The sequence below is a fragment of the Streptomyces sp. NPDC002643 genome (assembly GCF_053592555.1).
The window spans coordinates 45,054-62,869 of record NZ_JBSFVY010000034.1; the positions used below are offsets into that span (position 1 = coordinate 45,054).

18 protein-coding genes and 1 pseudogene are annotated in these 17,816 nt (G+C 68.8%); 12 read left to right on the forward strand and 7 right to left on the reverse strand.

Annotation, left to right across the window (positions count from 1 at the left end):
- The first annotated feature begins 138 nt into the window (after positions 1–138).
- From ACWD4G_RS36765 to ACWD4G_RS36785, 5 genes are all read left to right on the forward strand, one after another.
- Positions 139–1,368, forward strand: a complete 1,230-nt coding sequence (locus ACWD4G_RS36765) for a cytochrome P450 (RefSeq protein ID WP_451301419.1) — start codon at positions 139–141, stop codon at positions 1,366–1,368.
- A gap of 192 nt (positions 1,369–1,560) precedes the next feature.
- Positions 1,561–1,758, forward strand: coding sequence for a ferredoxin (locus ACWD4G_RS36770; protein ID WP_451301421.1), 198 nt, complete (start codon positions 1,561–1,563; stop codon positions 1,756–1,758).
- Between the two features lie 134 nt (positions 1,759–1,892).
- A complete protein-coding gene (locus ACWD4G_RS36775) occupies positions 1,893–2,861 on the forward strand; it encodes an SDR family NAD(P)-dependent oxidoreductase (RefSeq protein WP_451301422.1) in 969 nt (322 codons plus the stop codon).
- Between the two features lie 157 nt (positions 2,862–3,018).
- Positions 3,019–3,924, forward strand: coding sequence for a hypothetical protein (locus ACWD4G_RS36780; RefSeq protein ID WP_451301424.1), 906 nt, complete (start codon positions 3,019–3,021; stop codon positions 3,922–3,924).
- 95 nt (positions 3,925–4,019) lie between these two features.
- A complete protein-coding gene (locus ACWD4G_RS36785; RefSeq protein ID WP_451301426.1) occupies positions 4,020–5,531 on the forward strand; it encodes an MFS transporter in 1,512 nt (503 codons plus the stop codon).
- 186 nt (positions 5,532–5,717) lie between these two features.
- On the opposite strand, the gene ACWD4G_RS36790 is transcribed toward ACWD4G_RS36785, so the two are convergent.
- The gene (locus tag ACWD4G_RS36790) at positions 5,718–6,407 is read right to left on the reverse strand and encodes a TetR/AcrR family transcriptional regulator (protein WP_451301428.1); all 690 of its coding nucleotides are present in this window, start codon (positions 6,405–6,407) and stop codon (positions 5,718–5,720) included.
- A gap of 100 nt (positions 6,408–6,507) precedes the next feature.
- Here ACWD4G_RS36790 and ACWD4G_RS36795 point away from each other — a divergent pair, with 100 nt between their 5' ends.
- The 4 genes and pseudogenes from ACWD4G_RS36795 to ACWD4G_RS36810 all read left to right on the forward strand — a co-directional run bounded on the left by ACWD4G_RS36795 (position 6,508) and on the right by ACWD4G_RS36810 (position 10,964).
- On the forward strand, positions 6,508–7,179 hold the full coding sequence (locus ACWD4G_RS36795; RefSeq protein WP_451301430.1) for an SDR family NAD(P)-dependent oxidoreductase: 672 nt from the start codon (positions 6,508–6,510) through the stop codon (positions 7,177–7,179).
- 801 nt (positions 7,180–7,980) lie between these two features.
- Positions 7,981–8,928: pseudogene (locus ACWD4G_RS36800) on the forward strand (glycoside hydrolase family 2 protein); the annotation flags it as partial.
- Positions 8,837–9,898, forward strand: a complete 1,062-nt coding sequence (locus tag ACWD4G_RS36805; protein WP_451301432.1) for a DUF4982 domain-containing protein — start codon at positions 8,837–8,839, stop codon at positions 9,896–9,898. The pseudogene ACWD4G_RS36800 and the gene ACWD4G_RS36805, both read left to right, overlap by 92 nt.
- 361 nt (positions 9,899–10,259) lie before the next feature.
- A complete protein-coding gene (locus ACWD4G_RS36810) occupies positions 10,260–10,964 on the forward strand; it encodes an alpha/beta hydrolase (RefSeq protein WP_451301434.1) in 705 nt (234 codons plus the stop codon).
- Between the two features lie 91 nt (positions 10,965–11,055).
- Here ACWD4G_RS36810 and ACWD4G_RS36815 read toward each other — a convergent pair whose 3' ends face one another.
- From ACWD4G_RS36815 to ACWD4G_RS36835, 5 genes are all read right to left on the reverse strand, one after another.
- The gene (locus ACWD4G_RS36815) at positions 11,056–11,322 is read right to left on the reverse strand and encodes a winged helix-turn-helix transcriptional regulator (protein ID WP_451301436.1); all 267 of its coding nucleotides are present in this window, start codon (positions 11,320–11,322) and stop codon (positions 11,056–11,058) included.
- 217 nt (positions 11,323–11,539) lie between these two features.
- Entirely contained in the window at positions 11,540–12,112 is a 573-nt protein-coding gene (locus ACWD4G_RS36820; RefSeq protein WP_451301438.1) for a transcriptional regulator, read from the reverse strand.
- Between the two features lie 27 nt (positions 12,113–12,139).
- A complete protein-coding gene (locus tag ACWD4G_RS36825; RefSeq protein ID WP_451301439.1) occupies positions 12,140–13,705 on the reverse strand; it encodes a helix-turn-helix domain-containing protein in 1,566 nt (521 codons plus the stop codon).
- Positions 13,702–13,992 carry a helix-turn-helix domain-containing protein gene (locus ACWD4G_RS36830; RefSeq protein ID WP_451301441.1) on the reverse strand — a complete coding sequence of 97 codons (291 nt, stop codon included), beginning with the start codon at positions 13,990–13,992 and terminating at the stop codon, positions 13,702–13,704. Before ACWD4G_RS36830 ends, ACWD4G_RS36825 begins: the two co-directional genes overlap by 4 nt.
- A 211-nt stretch (positions 13,993–14,203) precedes the next feature.
- A complete protein-coding gene (locus ACWD4G_RS36835) occupies positions 14,204–14,488 on the reverse strand; it encodes a hypothetical protein (RefSeq protein WP_451301443.1) in 285 nt (94 codons plus the stop codon).
- A 92-nt stretch (positions 14,489–14,580) separates the two neighbouring features.
- On the opposite strand from ACWD4G_RS36835, the gene ACWD4G_RS36840 reads away from it, so the two are divergent.
- Entirely contained in the window at positions 14,581–15,501 is a 921-nt protein-coding gene (locus ACWD4G_RS36840; RefSeq protein ID WP_451301445.1) for a hypothetical protein, read from the forward strand.
- A 77-nt stretch (positions 15,502–15,578) separates the two neighbouring features.
- A complete protein-coding gene (locus ACWD4G_RS36845) occupies positions 15,579–16,076 on the forward strand; it encodes a hypothetical protein (RefSeq protein WP_416980975.1) in 498 nt (165 codons plus the stop codon).
- Positions 16,077–16,294: 218 nt separating this feature from the next.
- Here ACWD4G_RS36845 and ACWD4G_RS36850 read toward each other — a convergent pair whose 3' ends face one another.
- On the reverse strand, positions 16,295–16,849 hold the full coding sequence (locus tag ACWD4G_RS36850) for a hypothetical protein (protein ID WP_451301447.1): 555 nt from the start codon (positions 16,847–16,849) through the stop codon (positions 16,295–16,297).
- 619 nt (positions 16,850–17,468) lie between these two features.
- On the opposite strand from ACWD4G_RS36850, the gene ACWD4G_RS36855 reads away from it, so the two are divergent.
- Positions 17,469–17,732 carry a helix-turn-helix transcriptional regulator gene (locus ACWD4G_RS36855; RefSeq protein ID WP_451301449.1) on the forward strand — a complete coding sequence of 88 codons (264 nt, stop codon included), beginning with the start codon at positions 17,469–17,471 and terminating at the stop codon, positions 17,730–17,732.
- Positions 17,733–17,816 lie beyond the last annotated feature (84 nt).

Genomic DNA, 17,816 nt, shown 5'->3' on the forward strand with positions numbered 1-17,816 from the left:
TCCCCCCGAGAAAGTTTGCCCATCGCGAATGTTTTCTGCAAGTCTTGAACGCACCGGATCCCGGATCTGGAGCCCCGGGCGACGCCATGTCCGGGACGAGCACGGAACAGCACGAAACGAGCACGGAAAGAGACGAGGATGACCAGTACGGACACGCGGACCCACCAGGACAGTGCTCGGGTGCCCGACTACCCGATGGCCAGGGCGGAGGGCTGCCCGTTCGACCCGCCACCGGGTCTGCGGCCGTTACAGCAGGAAGGGCCGCTGGCGCGGGTCCGGATATGGGACGGAAGCACCCCGTGGGTGGTGACCCGCTACGCCGATCAGCGAGCCCTGCTGGCCGACCCCAGGGTCAGCGCCGACCACACCCGCCCGGGATTCCCGAACAACGGCCCGAGCGGCGAGACCGCCCAGTCCTTCCTCCGCATGGACGACCCCGAGCACAGCAGGTTCCGCCGCATGGTGCAGTCCGCGTTCACCATGAAACGGGTCGCGGCCATGCGGCCGCTCGTCCAGCGGATGGTCGACGGGCTCATCGACGACCTGCTGGCCGGTCCCAAGCCGGCCGACCTGGTGACGGCGCTCGCGCTGCCCGTCCCCTCGCAGGTCATCTGTCTGCTGCTGGGCGTGCCCTATGAGGACCGCGCCTTCTTCCAGGACAACGCCACACTGCTGGTCTCCCGGGAGACCACACGGGAGGACGGTGCGGCGGCCTACGGCCGACTCCAGGACTATCTCCGCGGGCTCATCGACGCGAAGACGACCGACCCCGACGATGCGGTGCTGTCCACCCTGGCGGCGCGGGTCGCGGCAGGCGACATCACTCGCGACGAAGCCGTCCTGATGGGCATCCTGCTGCTGATCGCCGGATTCGAGACCACCGCCAACATGATCGCCCTGGGCACCATGGCTCTGCTGGAACACCCCGACCAGCTCACCAGGATGCGCGCCGCCGACGACGCTCCCGAGAAGGTCGCTGCGGCCGTGGACGAGCTGCTGCGCTTTCTGACGGTCAACCACGTCGGACTGCGCCGTGTCGCGGCGGAGGACATCGAGTACGGCGGCCATACGATCCGATCCGGTGAGGGCGTCATCCTCCTCAACGACATCGGCAATCGCGAACCCGACGTCTTCACCGGCGACCCCGACCAGCTCGATCTGAGCCGTGACGCCCGCCGTCACATCGCGTTCGGCTACGGAATCCACCAGTGCCTGGGCCAGGGACTGGCCCGGATGGAACTCCAGGTCGTGTATCCCACACTGTTGCGCCGCGTGCCCACGTTGAAGCTCGCCGCCGCGGCGGACGACATCCCGCTCAAGCACAAGGCGATCTTCTACGGCACCTACGAGCTGCCCGTGACCTGGTGAGGCGGCAGGCTCGGCACCCAGGCCAAGCGGTGTCCCGGACGCACCGAGAGCTCGCCCCCGGAAGCCACGCGGGTACGCGGAAGCGCCCGTGCCAGGGCTGCACACCTGTTTGGCAGGAGTCGGCCCGCCGCCTGATGACGGCGAACCGTACGACGGACAGAGACAAGAACGCTCAAGAAGGAGGAGAAGATCTTGCGTATCGAGCTGGATGAGCCGAAGTGCGTGGCGTCGGGACAGTGTGTCGTCGCCGCCCCCGAGGTGTTCGACCAGCGGGACGAGGATGGCATCGCGCTCCTGCTGGACAACCAGCCGACGGCTGAACTCCTCGACAGGGTGCGAGAGGCCGCCGCGGTCTGCCCGGCGGCCGCGATCCGGATGGTGCAGACGTGAAACGCATCGTCGGCGCCCCGTTATCCGGACTCGCGGCGGCCGAACCGCTGCGCCCCGAGGGCTGACGGCTCAGTCACCCTCCCCTTCCCCCTCCGCCGCCCGCATCGGGCGACCAGCACAAGCAAGGAAAGAACATGAGTGACGTACGGTTCGACGGTCAGGTCGTCATCGTGACGGGCGCCGGACGCGGCCTGGGCCGCGCCTACGCCCTGCTGCTCGCCGAGCGCGGTGCCACCGTCGTCGTCAACGACCTCGGCGGCGGCCTGCACGGCGGCGGAGCCGACGCGAGTCCGGCCGAGCAGGTCGTCGACGAGATCCGCAAGGCCGGCGGTACCGCCCTGGCCAACACCCAGGACGTCAGCACCTCCCGTGGCTGCAACGCCCTGGTCTCCGCCGCGGTCGCCGAGTTCGGCCGCGTGGACGGCATCATCCACAGCGCCGGCCATTCGGGCTTCACCCCGATCCCCGAACTCCACGACGGCGCCTGGGAGGCCATGCTCGCCGTCCACCTCGACGCGGCTTTCCACCTCACCCGTGCCGCCTGGCCGCACTTCGTCCGCCAGGGCGGCGGCAATCTCCTCTACATCACCTCCAGCGGCGGGCTGTTCGGCTCGAAGGGCCTCGCCCACTACGGAACCGCCAAGACCGGCCTGCTCGGCCTGGCGCGCGTGGTCTCGGTGGACGGCGCGGAGCACCACATCCGCGCCAACGTGCTCGCCGTCGAGGCGTACACACGGCTCACCGCCGACGCCCTCCGCGACACCCCGAACCTGGCGAAGTTCTTCGCCGACAACTTCAAGGCCGAACACGTCAGCCCCGCCGCAGCCTGGCTTCTGCACCCCACCTGCCCGGCCAACGGCCACTTCTTCCACTCGCAGGGCGCCCGCTTCGCCCGCATCGCCGTCGTCGAAGCCCACGGTTACTGGAAACTCGACCCGACCATCGAGGACTTGCGGGACAACTTCGCCACCGTCGCGGACTTCGGCGACCTCGGCGACAGCCGGATCTTCGAGAGCATCGAGGAGTACTCCGCCTACGCGGCCGGCGTCCAACTCGGCCTGGGAGCCACGCCACCCGAGCCGGACACCGTCCTCCCGGCCTGACACCCCCGCACACAATCCGCTGAACTCCCGCACCAGGATTCAGCGCCGCTTCTTCTCCACCCGACGGACGGTCGCCGGGCTTCGACTCGCCCGGTCCATCGCCCCTCAGGTTGCCTGAGGCGACCACCGTGTTTACCCCCCACGAAGGATGGTTGACATGCAAGACCGTATCGATGCCGAAAAGCTGCTGACGACTTCCGATCTGCACATACGCGCGGGACAGGCCGCGTGGCGGCACCTGCACGCCGAATACCGTGACGTCGTCGACGAGATCCTGGACACGCTTGCCCCCAGCGGGCCCTACGCGTACACCCTCTCCCCGGTCACCGAGGAGAACAGGGCGGTCCCGGTCCAGCGGATCACCACGACCTACGACGGGATCGCCCAGACCTACCGCGACGTGCACCGCTTCGCCGCGGTGGTCGGACTGCGCCCGCTGACGGAGATCACGGGCTCTTGGTACACCTTCGTCTACGGCGCTGCCCTGGGACGGGCCAAGGAGGTCGACGGCCAGCGGCCGGTCGCCGTTCTGGACGGTGAGAGCGAGGTCATCGTCCTGTTCCCGACCATGGGTTCCGAGGGCATCACCGGCGAGCTGTACTGGGCCCGGACCAAGGGGCAGGAGGCTCTGACCGGTAACCCGGCCGACGGCCCACGGGCGAGCCGGCACGCCGTGGAGCAGGTGCACGCGGGCCTCGTCGAGGCCCACCGCAAGGGGGACATCGACACGCTCATCGAGATGGCCCACCCCGAGACGCAGACAGCGCTGAGGGACTACGTGGGCCAGACCGGCACCCTCGTCGAACTCGACGGCCGGAACGAACTGCGGGAGTTCCTCCGAGACTTCCACGCGCAGTACACCGTCCGGGACATCGAGATCGTCCACCGCCACTTCGACGACTGGTTCTTCTTCCACGAGCTGCGCTGGACGCTGGAAGTACGGCGCGGACCGGACTCGGGCAGCATCCTGCGCCACCACACCGCCGAGTACGGCGAGGTCGCGGAGCCCGGCGTCGTCGTCTCCCGCATCGGCCACGGCACGGACCAGATCAAGATCGGCTGAGCCGAGGAGGGGCTGCCGCCTCCCGGCGGCAGCCCCTCCGTCCCACCGACGTCCTCCTCCTGCCCACCCCTCCCACTCGGAGGAGATCCCTCCAGATGCCCGATGTATCCGCCGCCCGCCCGAATGACGACGACACCGGCGCTTCCTCCCCGTCGCGGCCCAACGCGATCGTGGCCGTGCTGGCCTTCGCCGGCATCACCGTCGCACTGATGCAGACGCTGGTGCTTCCGATCGTCCCGACCCTGCCCCGGCTGCTGAACGCCTCGGCCTCGGACACCACCTGGGCCGTCACCGCCACCCTGCTCGCCGGAGCCGTCGCCACCCCGGTGGCAGGGCGCCTGGGCGACATGTACGGCAAACGCCGAGCGCTGCTGACCAGCCTGACCGTCATGTGCGCCGGATCGGTGCTGTGCGCCCTCAGTGACACCCTCGCCCCGTTGATCGTGGGGCGGGCGCTGCAGGGACTCGCGGCCGGAGTGATCCCGCTCGGCATCAGCATCATGCGCGACGAGTTGCCCGCCGAACGCCTCACCTCCGCCACCGCCATGATGAGCGCTTCCCTCGGCGTCGGCGTCGCCCTCGGCCTGCCCGCCGCCGCGCTCATCGCGGACAACGCCTCCTGGCACGCCCTCTTCTGGACCGCGGCCACGATCTGTGCCGTCGTCACCGTGCTCGTTCTGCTGTTCGTCCCCGCGTCGCAGGTGCGCACGGGCGGCCGGTTCGACACGCCCGGCGCTCTCGGTCTCTCCACGGCTCTGGTGTGCCTGCTCCTTGCGGTCTCCAAGGGCGCCTTCTGGGGCTGGAGCAGCGCCACGACGCTCGGCTTGTTCGCCGCCGGCACCGTCGTCCTGCTGCTGTGGGGCCGGTACGAACTTCGAGCCGCCCAGCCACTGGTGGATCTGCGCGCCACGGCGCGCCGTCAGGTACTGCTGGCCAATGTCACCGCGCTGGTCTTCGGATTCTCGCTGTACGCGATGATGCTGGTCATCCCCCAGCTGATGCAGCTACCCGCCGCCACCGGATACGGCATGGGCGAGTCGCTGCTGGTCGTAGGTCTGGTCATGGCTCCGCAGGGCCTGGTGATGATGGTGGTGTCAGGGGCGTCGGCCCGCGTGTCCAGCAGATGGGGACCGAAGGCCACACTGATGCTGGGCGCCTTCGTCGTCGCCACCAGCTACGCGCTCAACCTCGTGCTGATGTCCGAGATCTGGCACCTGGTACTGGTCTCCTGCGTCGTCGGTGCCGGCGTCGGCTTCGCCTACGGCTCGATACCCTCCCTGATCATGGCCGCGGTGCCACCGTCCCAGACCGCCGCGGCCAACAGTCTCAACACCCTCGCCCGGACCATCGGCTCATCCCTCTCAAGCGCTGTGGCGGGGGTGATCTTCTCTCAAATGACGACCCCGCTCGGCCCCACCGCCGTGCCGTCCGAAAGCGCCTTCAGGACCGTCATGGCCATCGGCTGTGGCGCAGCGCTCTTCGCCGTCGCCCTCGCGGCGCTCATCCCCCGGCCATCCAGGCCAACAGGTACAGAGGTACCAGCAACCGCACATGCGGCCGGGGGGAGCAGCACGGGTGTCACCGCAGTGGACAGGCGCCCGCCATGACGGCCGCTGTCACCACTCATCAGAGCTTCCTGCTCATGGGCACGTTGTCACAGGCGACCGGAGAGTACCGAAGCGGACTCCTGCTGCCGAATACAGACCGGAAGCCGGAGGTTCCCCTGTGCTGCGAGGGGGACGGCGAGCAGGGTTCGTCCCGGCGCCTTCCGCCCTGCGCACGGTGGCTCGCTGTCAGGGAGTGCGGCCCATCAGATCACCCGGGCGCGCCATGGCCTCGTACAACTGCTCCGGAGTCAGTGACGGTACGGGCAGTGGATGGACGCGTCCGGCGCGGAACCCCTCGAGCAGCAAGTACAGATGGCGTCGCCACACCTCCGGGGCCACGTCCTGGGTCGCCTCGGAGACCCGGCCCACGGACCAGATCACGAAGGCCACATCCTCGGGTGTGACGTCCGGGCGCAGCGTGCCCTGCTCCTGGGCGCGCTCGACGATGCGGATACCGAGCTCATGGATGCGGGTCTGGGTTCCGGCCAGGCAGGCGACCTCCGGCAGCCGGGTTCCTGCCAGGCCGCTGAACCCCCGGTCGCCCGACTGGAGTTCGCACATCGTCTCCAGGAAGAAGCAGAAGCCCTCCCAGGTGTCGTCCATGACGACGGCCCGCTCCGCCGCCCCGTACCAGACGCCGAGCTTGTCGGCGAAGACCGCCTGGACCAGATCGAGCCGGGTGGGGAAGTGTCGGTACAGCGTGCCGATGGCCAGCCCGGCCTGTTTCGCCACCTGTTCCAGGGACGCCCCCAGCCCCTCCTCCGCGAAGGCGCGACGAGCCGCCGCGAGGAGGGTGTCGCGGTTGCGCTGGGCGTCGCGTCGCAACGGCCGGGCGGGCGGGGGCCCCGCGGTGACGGAGGGCGGATCGGTGGCCATATCCGCAGCCTATCAACGTGAGGGGGTTCTCATGTTACCGTTGACCCCGGAACATGAGGGACCCCTCCTTTTTTCTTCACTGTTGACAGGAGTGCTGTTCATGCCAGTGATCGCCATCGTCGGAGCCGGCCCTGGAATGGGTCTGGCCATCGCACGCCGCTTCGGATCCGAGGGGTTCCAGGTCGCCCTCCTCGCCCGCTCCCAGGACAAGCTCGACGACCTTGTCGCGCGGCTTGCCGACGAAGGCATTCAGGCGGCCGGTTTCACCGCGGACGTGACCCGCCCGGACACTCTGCGCGAGGCGCTGGCCGCCACCGAGAGCCGTTTCGGACCGATCGACGTCCTGGAGTACTCCCCGGCCAACCACGCCCTCGGCGGCGTCAGCGTCCTGGAGACCGCCCGCGAGGACCTTCAGCCGCAGTTCGAGCACTACGTCTACGGCGCCCTCGCCGCCGTCGGCCAGGTACTGCCCGGCATGCTCAGCCGTGGCAGCGGCACACTCATGCTGACCACTGGGGCGTCGTCGGTCCGGCCGCTGGGCGGGACATTCGGCTCCATCGGAATCGCCGCGGCGGCACTGCGTAACTACGCCCTGGCACTCAATATCGATCTGGCCGAACACGGTGTCCACGCCACCCATGTGGCCATCGGCGTCATGATCGGTTCGGGCCCCGGCACGGAGGCGGCCACCATCGCCGAGCACTACTGGCAGGCGCACACCAAGCGCGACCAGGCGGAGATCGTGCACGCGATGCCGGGCGGGCCATGGTGAGCGCATGTGCGCGGATCATGGCCTGATCGCCACGAGCCGGAGAATGCGAGGAGCCCCGGGGCCGAAGCCCCGGGGCTCCTCGCAAGCACATGCCGAAATCGAACGACATCCTGCTGGTACGGCGGCACATGCCGGACCGTCCGCCGGCTGTCCCGGCACCTTCGTTCAGACCATGGCAGCACACACCACGATGCCGCGGCCGATCCGGTGATCCCGGCCGCTGGCGGGCCACCACCCCATGAGTCCGGACGGTCCCCCGCCCAGACGGATGAAGGAGACAGCATGCACCAGGGCCATCAACAAGGAACCCGGTCAACAGGGCCAGAACAAAGAGCCCTGCCGGCGACGCGCCATGCGAGTGACCGGCCAACCGCGTGACGGTCACCAACACGTTCGCGCTCCGCCTCCACTCGAAGCCCGACCAAGGGCGCCGCGCCGGGCGGGCCGCCCCTCCCGACTCCCGTCCGCCCGACCACTGGCCGCGCCACCGGGATGCTGCGGCCTTGATCTCGAAACCGTGCACGGACTCGGGCTGCGCCCGGGCGAGCACATGAGCGCTGCGCCGCCGGTCGGACGCTGTGAGCACAGGTCGCCCGCGGACGTGGTTGATGATCAGGTCCGCATTCATCAGAAGGCGGCCCTCGTTCGGCACCGAGAACACCATCCGGGTCGAGGCCCGTGCGCACCGCGACTCCCGGTGGTACACCGGCCTGGGCATCCACCGGAACGTCTGGCTGCACTGTGGTCCACGCGTTCACGTGCCGGTCGACGGGGTGCGCGTGACGACCCCCGGAAGTCGACAGTTCCGCTTCCCTCGTGGAAGTGGAGGCAAAGGTCCGCAACGCGTCCCTGCACACGCGGACGGTCGCGGTCTCGGTGGTGATCTGCGAACCGGACGGAACAACCCTGGCCCAGGAGCAGGTGCCCATAAGCCTGATCGCGGGTGAGACGGGAGTGGTCCGAAGGCGCCTGTATGTGGAGAACGCCGCGCTGTGGAGCACGGACCAGCCGAACCTGCACAACGTCCGGGTCACCGTCGAGGACGGCGGGACCACCGACGAGCATACGGTGACGTTCGGAATCCGCCGGCTCCAGCTGGACCCCCGCCACGGACTGCGCATCAACGGCGAATCTGTCAAGCTCCGTGGCGCGTGCGTCCACCACGACAACGGTGTGATCGGCTCGCGCTCGATCGCCAGGGCCGAGGAACGGCGTGTCGAACTGCTCAAGTCGGCCGGTTTCAACGCCATCAGGAGCGCACACAACACGATGAGCCCGGAACTGCTCGATGCGTGTGACCGGCTCGGCATGCTCGTGATGGACGAGGCCTTCGACGTGTGGACGGAGTCGAAGACACCGTTCGACTACTCGATCGCCTTCCCCGAGTGGTGGGAGCGGGACCTGGAGGAAATGGTCGCGAAGGACTTCAACCACCCCTCCGTCGTCTTCTACTCGATCGGCAACGAGATTCCCGAGACCGCGCGCAGCCTGGGCGCGCGCATCGGCCGCCCTGCTCGCGCAGAAACTGCACGACCTCGATCCCACCCGGTTCACGACCAACAGCGTGAACCCTCTGTTCGCCGTCATGGACCAGCTCCCGCCGATGGATCCCGCTCAGGCACAGGACGGCAACGGCGCGCTGGCGGAGATGGTTGCCATGCTCGACCACGTCTCGGCCTCCGATCTGGTCAGCACACGCACCGCGGAGACGTTCGGGTCGGTGGACGTTGCGGGGCTGAACTACGGTGACGGCCGCTACGCCATGGAGCGCACCGAGTTCCCGAACCGCGTCATCGTCGGCACGGAGACCTTCAGCACCCGGATCGACGTGAACTGGCCGAAGGTGCTGGAGAACGATCACGTGATCGGCGACTTCACCTGGACAGGCTGGGACTACCTGGGTGAAGCGGGAATCGGCCGGACCGAGTACAGCGGCGAAGCTGTCTTCCCGGGAAGCAGCGGCGCCTTTCCATGGATGCTCGCCTCGGTCGGCGGCATCGACATCACGGGCTTCCGCCGCCCGGCCTCCTACTTCCGGGAAATTGTCTTCGGACTGCGCCGCAACCCCTATATCGCGGTACACCGTCCACACCCTCCGGAGCTGCGGCCGGTGGGCGGACCGTGGTCGTGGGAGGACGTGGTCTCGTCGTGGTCCTGGGACCTTCCGCCGGGGCACCCCCTCAAGGTCACCGTCTACAGCGGAGCCGACGAAGTCGAGCTGAGCCTGAACGGCCGCTGTCTCGGGACGTCCCCGGCAGGCCCTGCCCACCGATGCCGCGCCACGTTCGCAGTGCCCTTCGAGCCGGGAGAACTCATTGCCACGGCCCGGTCAGACGGGAAGGAGGTCGGCCAAGAGGTCCTGCGATCGGCCGAAGGTCCCGTCCGCGTCGCCGTGGCTTCGGACCGTACGACGATTCGCGCGACCGCTGACGACCTGGCGTTCATCACGATCCGCCTGGAAGGCGGCAACGGTGTGACCCGTCTTGGAACCGACCGTCCCTTCACCGTCGATGTGAACGGACCCGGAACCGTCCTCGGAGTAGGCACGGCTCGACCGGCAACGGAGGAGACGTTCTCCGCCAAGGGGGCACACACGACCTTTGGCGGACGGGCCCTCGCGGTGATCCGCCCCACGGGCGCCGGAGAGATCGTGGTGACCGTCAGCGCGGAGGACTGCCCGACCGCTCAGGTCCGGCTGAACGCCGAGCCTCCGGCCTGACGACGAGGTCTGCGGGAGGGCCACCCTCGGGGGCCCTCCCGCAGGCCGACGCAGACCAACCACCACGCACGCTTCTGGGAAGGGACCACGTGGATGCAACGCCCACCGTACGACCGTGAACTGCTCGCCGCGCTGGACCTGATCGGCCTCCCTGGCCCGTCCGTCACCATGGACATGATCCCCGCGCTGCGGGCCGATCCCCTCGCCACGCTGACCGACCACGACTTCTCGACCGCGCGGGTGGAGCGCCGGGACGTTCACCTCACCAGTTTCGACGGCGCGACCATAGTGATGTCGGTCCTGCGGCCCGAGGGGCACAAAGGCACCGGTCCGGGCTTGTACCACATCCACGGCGGCGGAAATGATCAGCGGCGACCGCTGGCTCGGCACTCCCATGCTCTTCGACTGGCTGCATCGCTTCAACGCGGTGGCGGTCACCGTGGAATACCGGCTGGCGCCGGAGAACCCTGACCCGACGCCCGTCGAGGACTGTTTCGCCGGTCTGAAGTGGACGGCTGCCCACGCACGCGAACTGAACATCGATCCGAGCCAGTTGATCATTGTCGGTGGCAGCGCGGGAGGGGGACTCGCGGCAGGGGTGACACTGCTCGCTCGCGACAGGAACGGGCCGCCGGTACGCGGACAGATGCTCATGTATCCGATGCTCGACGACCGCGACCAGACCGTCTCCGCCAGGCAGTTCGAGGACACGGGACTATGGGATCGCCGGAGCAACGAAACCGGTTGGACGGCGCTGCTGGGAGAGCGCAGGGGCACAGCGGACGTCTCTCCCTATGCGGCACCGGCTCGCGCGGAGGACCTTTCCGGACTGCCCCCGACGTTCATCGACTGCGGCAGCTCGGAAGTGTTCCGCGACGAAGACGTGGCCTTCGCGAGCGCGCTCTGGGCAGCTGGCGGAGAGGCCGAACTGCACGTCTGGCCAGGCGGATACCACTCGTTCGAGTGGATAGCGCCGAAGGCCGACATCTCGCACGACATGATCGCAGCTCGCGAAAACTGGTTGACACGGATCCTCGGCCAGCGTGGGCGTCAGCGGGCGTCGTAGTGACGGCGGGTAGCTTCGATCTCGTCGTTGTGGCCGGTGACCCACTGGGCGTTGGGCACGGATGTTTCACGCAGGTTCTCCCCGAGCGCGGTCAGCGCGTATTCGACACGTGGGGGACCTCGGCGTGGGCGGTGCGGGAGACGATGCCGTCACGTTCCAGGTGGCGCAGCGTGAGGGTGAGCATCCGCTGGGAGACGCCCGGTACCCGTTGGTGCAGGGCGCCGAAGCGGAGCGGGCCATGGCTGAGGATACCGATGACCAGGACCGACCACGTGTCACCGATCCGATCGAGGGTTTCTCGGAATCCGCGTCCGCCGTCCGGCCAGGACTCGCACGGACTTGGGACGTCACCGGCCATGTGGTCAGACTCCCGGGCAGGAGGTGGCAGGCCGGCCGAGTCGGCGGGCGAGATGTGCATGGTGACCGCGGAGTGACTCGCCCACCGGGTCGTCGAGTGTGACGGCGTCGCGGTTCGCCATCGTGCTGCGCCTCTCATGGTGTACGGGGAAGCCAGTCGACCGGGGCAATGCCACTCGCTGCCGGAGGGGACACGCGACATACGAACTTACAGGAGGTCAGGCAGCGAAGCCGATGTTGGTGACGTACTCGTACTGGCCCCATTGCGATCCGAGGTCGACGATCTGCTCGATCCAGGCGTCATCCAGGGCCCGGTCGTCGCCGGTGGACCAGGCCGCGACGAGAGCGTCCCAGCGGCGGATGTTGAGGGTGCGGAATTCCACGACCCGCTGGTGGGAGGGACGCACGCCGGACTGGTTGAGCGGGTGGATCTCGACATGGGTGCCCCGGCCGGCGCGGTTGAGGCGGGCCAAGAGGTAGCGGGCGACATTGCGGCGGCGGACGGTGCGGTAGGCGTCGTCGATCCGGGCGAGGTTCTGCTTCGTCGGGCTGCGGGTGCCGGCCAGCCATGCCTTCAGGGTGCGGCCGGTGACGGTCAGGCCCGCGTCGTAGGCGGCGACGCGGGCGTGGGCGGTGCGGGTCAGATAGTGCAGGCGGGCCATTAGGCCCCGCCGGGTGGTGACAGGGGTGGTGATGAAGTCGGCGAGGGCGTCGAGCCGGCGTGCGATGGCCTCGTGGCCCTTGATTCCGCTGGCGCCGTACTTGCCGAACTCCGCTGTGCGCTCGGGCACTTGAAGGTCCTTCTTCTCTGTCGGTTCTCAGTCCGCGGCTTCGTGGGCGGCGGCCGGGTCTGCGGGTGCGGCGCCGACGGTGTAGACGTCCTTGACCTTCACCTCGAAGACCCCGCGGCCCTCGGGGAAGACCGTCCTCCAGGTGCCGATGACGTGGAGTTCGTCGGTGCCCATCGCGCGGACGACCGTCAGGCCCTCGTCGTGCGCCTTGTGCGCTTTCATCCAGAGGTTGGCGAAGGCCTGGGAGCGGATGAGGTGCATCCAGTCGGGGCGGTACAGCTCCCGGTTGTAGTTCGACTCCCCCATCGTGGAGACGAACTTGGAGTACATCGCCTTCACATACTCCAGCGTCACCTCGTCGCCCTCGGCGAGCGCCCGTTCCCGGGCGTCCTTCAGCGCGATACGGAACTTCTCCAGCAGGCTCTCGGTCGCGCCCGAGGTGAACGACTCGTGGATCTGCGGCGGTTCACACAGACCGTACCTGGGGCCGGACAGGCGCAGCAGCAGGCGCAGGGTGGGTTCGGTGACCCAGAGCGGGCCGGGCTCGTCCCGCTGGCCGATCGGGTTGGGCAGATAGGCGTCGTGCTCCCATGCGGGCGGGGTGATCAGGTGGACGCCGGCGCGGCGGCGGTCATGGTGGTTGCCGGCTGTGTGTTCCAGCTGGCCGATCGGCAGGTGCGTCTTGAGCGCGCTGAGATAGGCGCCGTTGATGTCCAGGGCCGTCACCTCGTGCGTGCCGGAAGGCAGTTCGGGGCGGGTCCACTTGGGGCGGGCCTCCCAGATCTGGTCGGCACCGCGGGCGGAGGGCTTGCGCAGGATGTCCGGGATCCAGGGGTGGGCGACGATGGCGTAGCGGCCGCCCCTGCGGCAGTCGTCCAGCAGGGCCATCGCGTCCGGGATCGCCCGCTTGACCAGTGCTGCCGTCGCCGCCTCCACATCGCCCTCGTGCGTTGCGAGCGCCTCGGCCACGGCCGCCGCGATCGGATCCGGCAGGTCGGATACGGCCTGCACACGGCGGGCGACAGACACCGTTCTCACCGGCGCGGCGGGGCGGGACGGACGGCTCGCCGGGACATTCGCAGCTGGCGGAGCCGGTTGCGGCGCGCACGCGGCGGGGTCCAGGTGCTGCGGGAATCCGGCGACCTGGTGGCGGGCGGGCTGCCCGCACAGGACGCACGGCCGGGGCACTCCCAGGTCCTCGACGTCGTCGGCTTCCGGCGCCGGGTACGGCTGATCTGCCGTACCCGGCTGCTCCGCGGCCGTCGCAGCGTCGCCGCCCGACGTGGCGGGCCCGGCTTGAGGGAGGTCGGCGTGAACAGCGGTTTCGGCCTGCCGGGCGGCATCCAGGCCGGCGAGCTTGGCCTGAGCGCCATTGAGGAAGTAGGCGTAGCGCTCACGGATGTCACCGGCCGGGTCGCGGCCCGTTTCCCAGCCGCCGACCGTGGAGGGACTCACCCCCAGCGCCCGGGCCACCTGCGCGCGGGAGAGGTCCAGCGCTTCACGCAGGGCGCGGCGCTGCTCGGCCGGGGGCAGTTCGGCCTCTTTGCGGGCCGCGGCCAGCAGAGCATCGATCGCCTCGAACTGCGGCTTCACCGCGCCTCTCCCTTCACGGGCGGCCGTCGCCGTCCGGCGCGGCGCGCGTCGGGCAGTGCCTCGCATGCCCGGGTCGGGCCCGCCAGGAAGTCCAGGACATCCATGCCGTAGTGCATGGCCAGCGCCTCGCAATCGGCCAGAGTCCAGGCCGCGGCCCCGGACTGACGGCGGCTCACCTGCGCCTGCGTCACCCCCAGCGCCTCGGCCAGTCTCGCCTGCGACTCGCCCGAGGCGTGCATCAGTGCCGCCACCACCAGCCGCACCCGTTCCGGCAAGGACATTCCCATGACCCCACCCTATCAGATTCATGCGATTCATACATTATTTATGAGTGATCCGCATAGCTTTCTTGTAGTGTCCCGCAGTCCTGGAGGGTGGGTTACGGCCGGACTGCGGCTGGCGGGCGACGCGGTGCATCGAGTCTCCGCACCGGGCCCACCGCCGCGGCCACGTGTCCGAGAGCGGAGACCATCCCCGGCCGTGATCGCGTGATGCGGGTCAGGGCACCAGCGGATTGTCCCGGGTGAGCTCGGTGGTGTGCATCTGGCGGCGCATCTGCGCGGGCAGGGACGGCAGGTCGTTGTCGACGATGATGACCTGGTGCGGGCGCGTGTGCGGCGTGCCGCTGCGGGCGCCGGTGACGTGGTCGAGGAAGTGCGCGTACAGCCGTGCGATCAGTCGAAATGTTGCCGGGCTCTGGAATGTACATTCGGGATATTCGGGGACGTCCGGGAGGGGTGGCGTGCTGTAGACCGTTCGGGCGACGCCAGGTGCTAGCGTCACATGTCCATCTGCACCCGCCCGCACGCCCGTTCCCTCTCCTGAGGCCGGCCCGCGTGCATGACCGAGGAGACGCGGTGGCTTCCATCCGACGCATGCCCGAGCGCACGATCGCCTTCTTCGAGATCGTCGCGGGCGCTTCCGGGGAACAGGTGCGGGTGCCTCCCATGGAGTGGGACAGGGCTCTGAGTGATCTGGCCACAGCCACCCTGCAGGAGCGGATGGTCGACAAGGAGGTGACCTTGGTCGGCTCGGTGGCCACTGTGCGCGAACAGGATCATCTGCTGTTGCACCGGGTCAAGGACGCCACGGAGTGGCTGAGCATGATGGATTGGAGCACCGGCCAGTGGCGCGAGCTTGAGCAGAACGCCAGCCGCGGCTTTGTGGACACTTCTGCGATCTGTTTCCTGCCGTTCGGGAATGTGGTGGGCATCATGCAGGGTTCCGTTTCGGCCCCCACGCATAAAGGACTGGAGACCTGGCTCAACGAGCTGCACCTGTTTCCCGACGCACGGCTGGCGATCCGTCCGGTGCTGTCGAAGGCCGAGGTCGAACGGTTGGGGACTGCGCACGGGGCGTCTCGTATCGAGATCAAGATCGGAAACCACAAGGCATCGGCGCTGCGTAACCGCACCGGGCGGCTGGCGAGCTTCCTGCGGCTGGCGCACGAGGCCTACGGCGACATCAACGTCACGATGATCATCAGTGTGCCGCGGGGCAAGGGCCGGGACGAGGACCGTCAGGCGCTGCTGGACGATCTGAGGGACATCGCGCCGGTGGCCCCCGGGGCCGCTGACCGTGCTCGGGCCAAGCTGGTGTTCGCGGAGGCGGACGGTGTAGAGCGCAGCCGCCTCGTGGAGTTGACGGAGCATCACATCACGGCGAAGCGGCGGGTCTCAGCGGTCGACGACGAGGGGAACTCCATCCGGATCTTGTCAGCGGTGGATGCGATCCTTGACGTAGCGGCCGAGCACGAGGGCGAGCTGCGGGCGGCTGTGGGGGCTGACCTGCGCTGACATGTGATAGGGGGCGGTGCGTGAGCGTACGGGAGTCTCTCGTCGACCGATGGTCAGAGGCCGTGTGGTGGGACTACGTGATCGCCCTTCTGCTGGTGTCAGGGCACGTCGCAACTGTGCAGATTTCAGGGAGAGGCGACTGGCTGTCCTGGATCGAGTCCGAACAGCGTGTCTCTCTGTACGGGACCGCCGCCGGCGTCGTCTCCGCGATCGGAGGGCTGAGCTCGATCGCGATCTCCATCTACCTCTCCAGCAACGGGGAACGAATCCGCGCCGCGCGGCGCCACTACCAAAACGAACTGCGACGCAACTGGAAGGCGCTGCTCGTCGCCACCGCCGTGATCTGTGTGGGCTGCCTCGCCGCTCAGGGGCTGGACAACAAGACCGATGCGCATTCGGCACGCTATCTCTTCGAGGCAGTCATGTCGTTCGCGCTGATCCGCTTCCTGCGCATGCTGTGGCTGCTTGACAACATGATGAAGATCAACGACCGCGACCAGAGCGACCCTCCGCCTCAGCCGGCGCCCCGATTCGACCCCGGCTGGCGCCAGCGTCGCAGCAACCGCACGGCGTAGACCGATGCGATGTCGTGGATCGCCCGGCCCTCGGCACGCGGACATGTTGTCCGATCTGGCAGGTGACCTGGCCCGAACAGACGGGCAGGATGCGGCATGGCGGAGCGAACGAGCAATCGGTCCACGAGGGTCCGGCTCAGCCGCCTCCAGAAAGCGGGGCGGCACGTACCTCACCAAGCCTTTCTCCGCCCATCTCTGCTCCGCCCTCGGCTTCCCCTTCACTGCGGAGCCCTCATGACCCAGCCAAGATCTTCCGTATCAGCGGTGATGCGCCACGAGTTCAGCAGCCCCAACGCAGCCAACTGCTCTAGCACGTGAGGCAGTTCTGCGGGTTGGATACCGCACTCGCGCGCTGTCCGGTCAGCTTCATTCAGTCCCTGGCCGGTCTCGGGGTGGCTGTGTGACGTGAGGTAGACACTCACCACTTGCAGGAGCGGACCGAGCACCCCGGCCCGGCTCGGACAACCGGCGCGCAGCGCCCAGTCCGCCGCATGGCAGCGGTCGGGGCGGGTGGGTGCCTGGCCGAGAAGCGCGGCGTCCAGCAGTACGGCGGCCACCTCGCCGGTCTCGCGATCGGGGAGGTGGCACAGCCATCGCGCCTGTTCCAGTTCCTGCCAGGGGCTCGGGTTGCCGCCTAGCCGAAGGCTGCGCAGCAGGCCCAGGGGGAGGCTCACCCGCATGCTGGCGTTCATACGCAAAGCGCACTGAAGGGCGATCAGTCGGGTGGCGGGCGAGGCTCCAGCCGGGAGCGCGGCAGCCAGATAGCTGAACATTTCCCGGACCCTGGTCCGCCCGTCCGGTTCATTGCGCCGACGCTGTCGGCGGGATGTGGCCGGTGTCAGCCGCGGGATGAGCAGGGCGGTGTCGGGGACCACTGCGGCGTTGGCTGTTGCCGCGGCGCAGGCGGTGCAGGCGTCGGCGAGCCGCCACACCCGGCCCCCGCGCTCGCAGGCGAGAAGCAGCCGGACGGGGCCGGAGCAGCCGCGGTGGCGGCGGCGGTGCCAACGGCAGCCTCGTTCGTGGCACTGACAGGTCCTCAGGTGGGGCGCGAGTACTTCGCTGCGGGCGTGCCGGGCGAGATGAGTGAGGGCGGCCGCGCGAGCGGATGGTGCTGCGACTGGGCCGCCGCCGAGGCACTGCTGGCAGACGAAGGTGAGCCCGCCTGTGTGTGAACGCAGTTCCACGGTCCAGGCCCGTGATGTCGCGGGGCATAGCGCGCGCAGCCTCATGGGCGGGTGCCCTCCTCTCGATGCCTGACCGCTGTCTGCCGGGGAACGGGCGGCGGCGGACACCGTAGTGCAGACCTCTGCACTTCAGTCGCCGCCACCACCTGGGCAAATAGGGCAGAGGTCTGCACTGACAGGGCAGGGGTCTGCACCGTCGGATGGACAGGTGACGATCTTGCCGCCCGATCCGGACCTCAACGCGCTGCGGCTGGAGCTCGCGCGTCTGCGGGCCGTGCGCGGGTGGACGTACGACGAGCTCGCCGCCCGCAGCGGCCTGGCCAGGCGCACGGTCATCGAGATCGAGCAGGGCCGCACCATCGGCACCCTGAAGACCTGGCACGCCCTCTCGCATGCCCTGGGAACCCCGTTCGAGCAGCTCTTCGCCACGCTGTGCCACGGCCACGATCAGCCCGGCTCCGTCGGCGGCTGACGTCCGGCGCAAGGCCGTCGCAGATCACCTGAAACGGCGACGCCGCACCGAACACCCGAACCCCTCTTCGCACACCCGTCGCCC

Excerpts from the sequence above, each read along its gene's own strand:
- ACWD4G_RS36765 (WP_451301419.1), top strand. The coding sequence starts at position 139 with ATGACCAGTACGGACACGCGGACCCACCAGGACAGTGCTCGGGTGCCC.
- ACWD4G_RS36775 (WP_451301422.1), top strand. The coding sequence starts at position 1,893 with ATGAGTGACGTACGGTTCGACGGTCAGGTCGTCATCGTGACGGGCGCC.
- ACWD4G_RS36780 (WP_451301424.1), top strand. The coding sequence starts at position 3,019 with ATGCAAGACCGTATCGATGCCGAAAAGCTGCTGACGACTTCCGATCTG.
- ACWD4G_RS36785 (WP_451301426.1), top strand. The coding sequence starts at position 4,020 with ATGCCCGATGTATCCGCCGCCCGCCCGAATGACGACGACACCGGCGCT.
- ACWD4G_RS36790 (WP_451301428.1), bottom strand. The coding sequence starts at position 6,407 with ATGGCCACCGATCCGCCCTCCGTCACCGCGGGGCCCCCGCCCGCCCGG.
- ACWD4G_RS36795 (WP_451301430.1), top strand. The coding sequence starts at position 6,508 with ATGCCAGTGATCGCCATCGTCGGAGCCGGCCCTGGAATGGGTCTGGCC.
- ACWD4G_RS36805 (WP_451301432.1), top strand. The coding sequence starts at position 8,837 with ATGCTCGACCACGTCTCGGCCTCCGATCTGGTCAGCACACGCACCGCG.
- ACWD4G_RS36810 (WP_451301434.1), top strand. The coding sequence starts at position 10,260 with ATGATCAGCGGCGACCGCTGGCTCGGCACTCCCATGCTCTTCGACTGG.
- ACWD4G_RS36815 (WP_451301436.1), bottom strand. The coding sequence starts at position 11,322 with ATGGCCGGTGACGTCCCAAGTCCGTGCGAGTCCTGGCCGGACGGCGGA.
- ACWD4G_RS36830 (WP_451301441.1), bottom strand. The coding sequence starts at position 13,992 with ATGGGAATGTCCTTGCCGGAACGGGTGCGGCTGGTGGTGGCGGCACTG.
- ACWD4G_RS36840 (WP_451301445.1), top strand. The coding sequence starts at position 14,581 with ATGCCCGAGCGCACGATCGCCTTCTTCGAGATCGTCGCGGGCGCTTCC.
- ACWD4G_RS36850 (WP_451301447.1), bottom strand. The coding sequence starts at position 16,849 with ATGTTCAGCTATCTGGCTGCCGCGCTCCCGGCTGGAGCCTCGCCCGCC.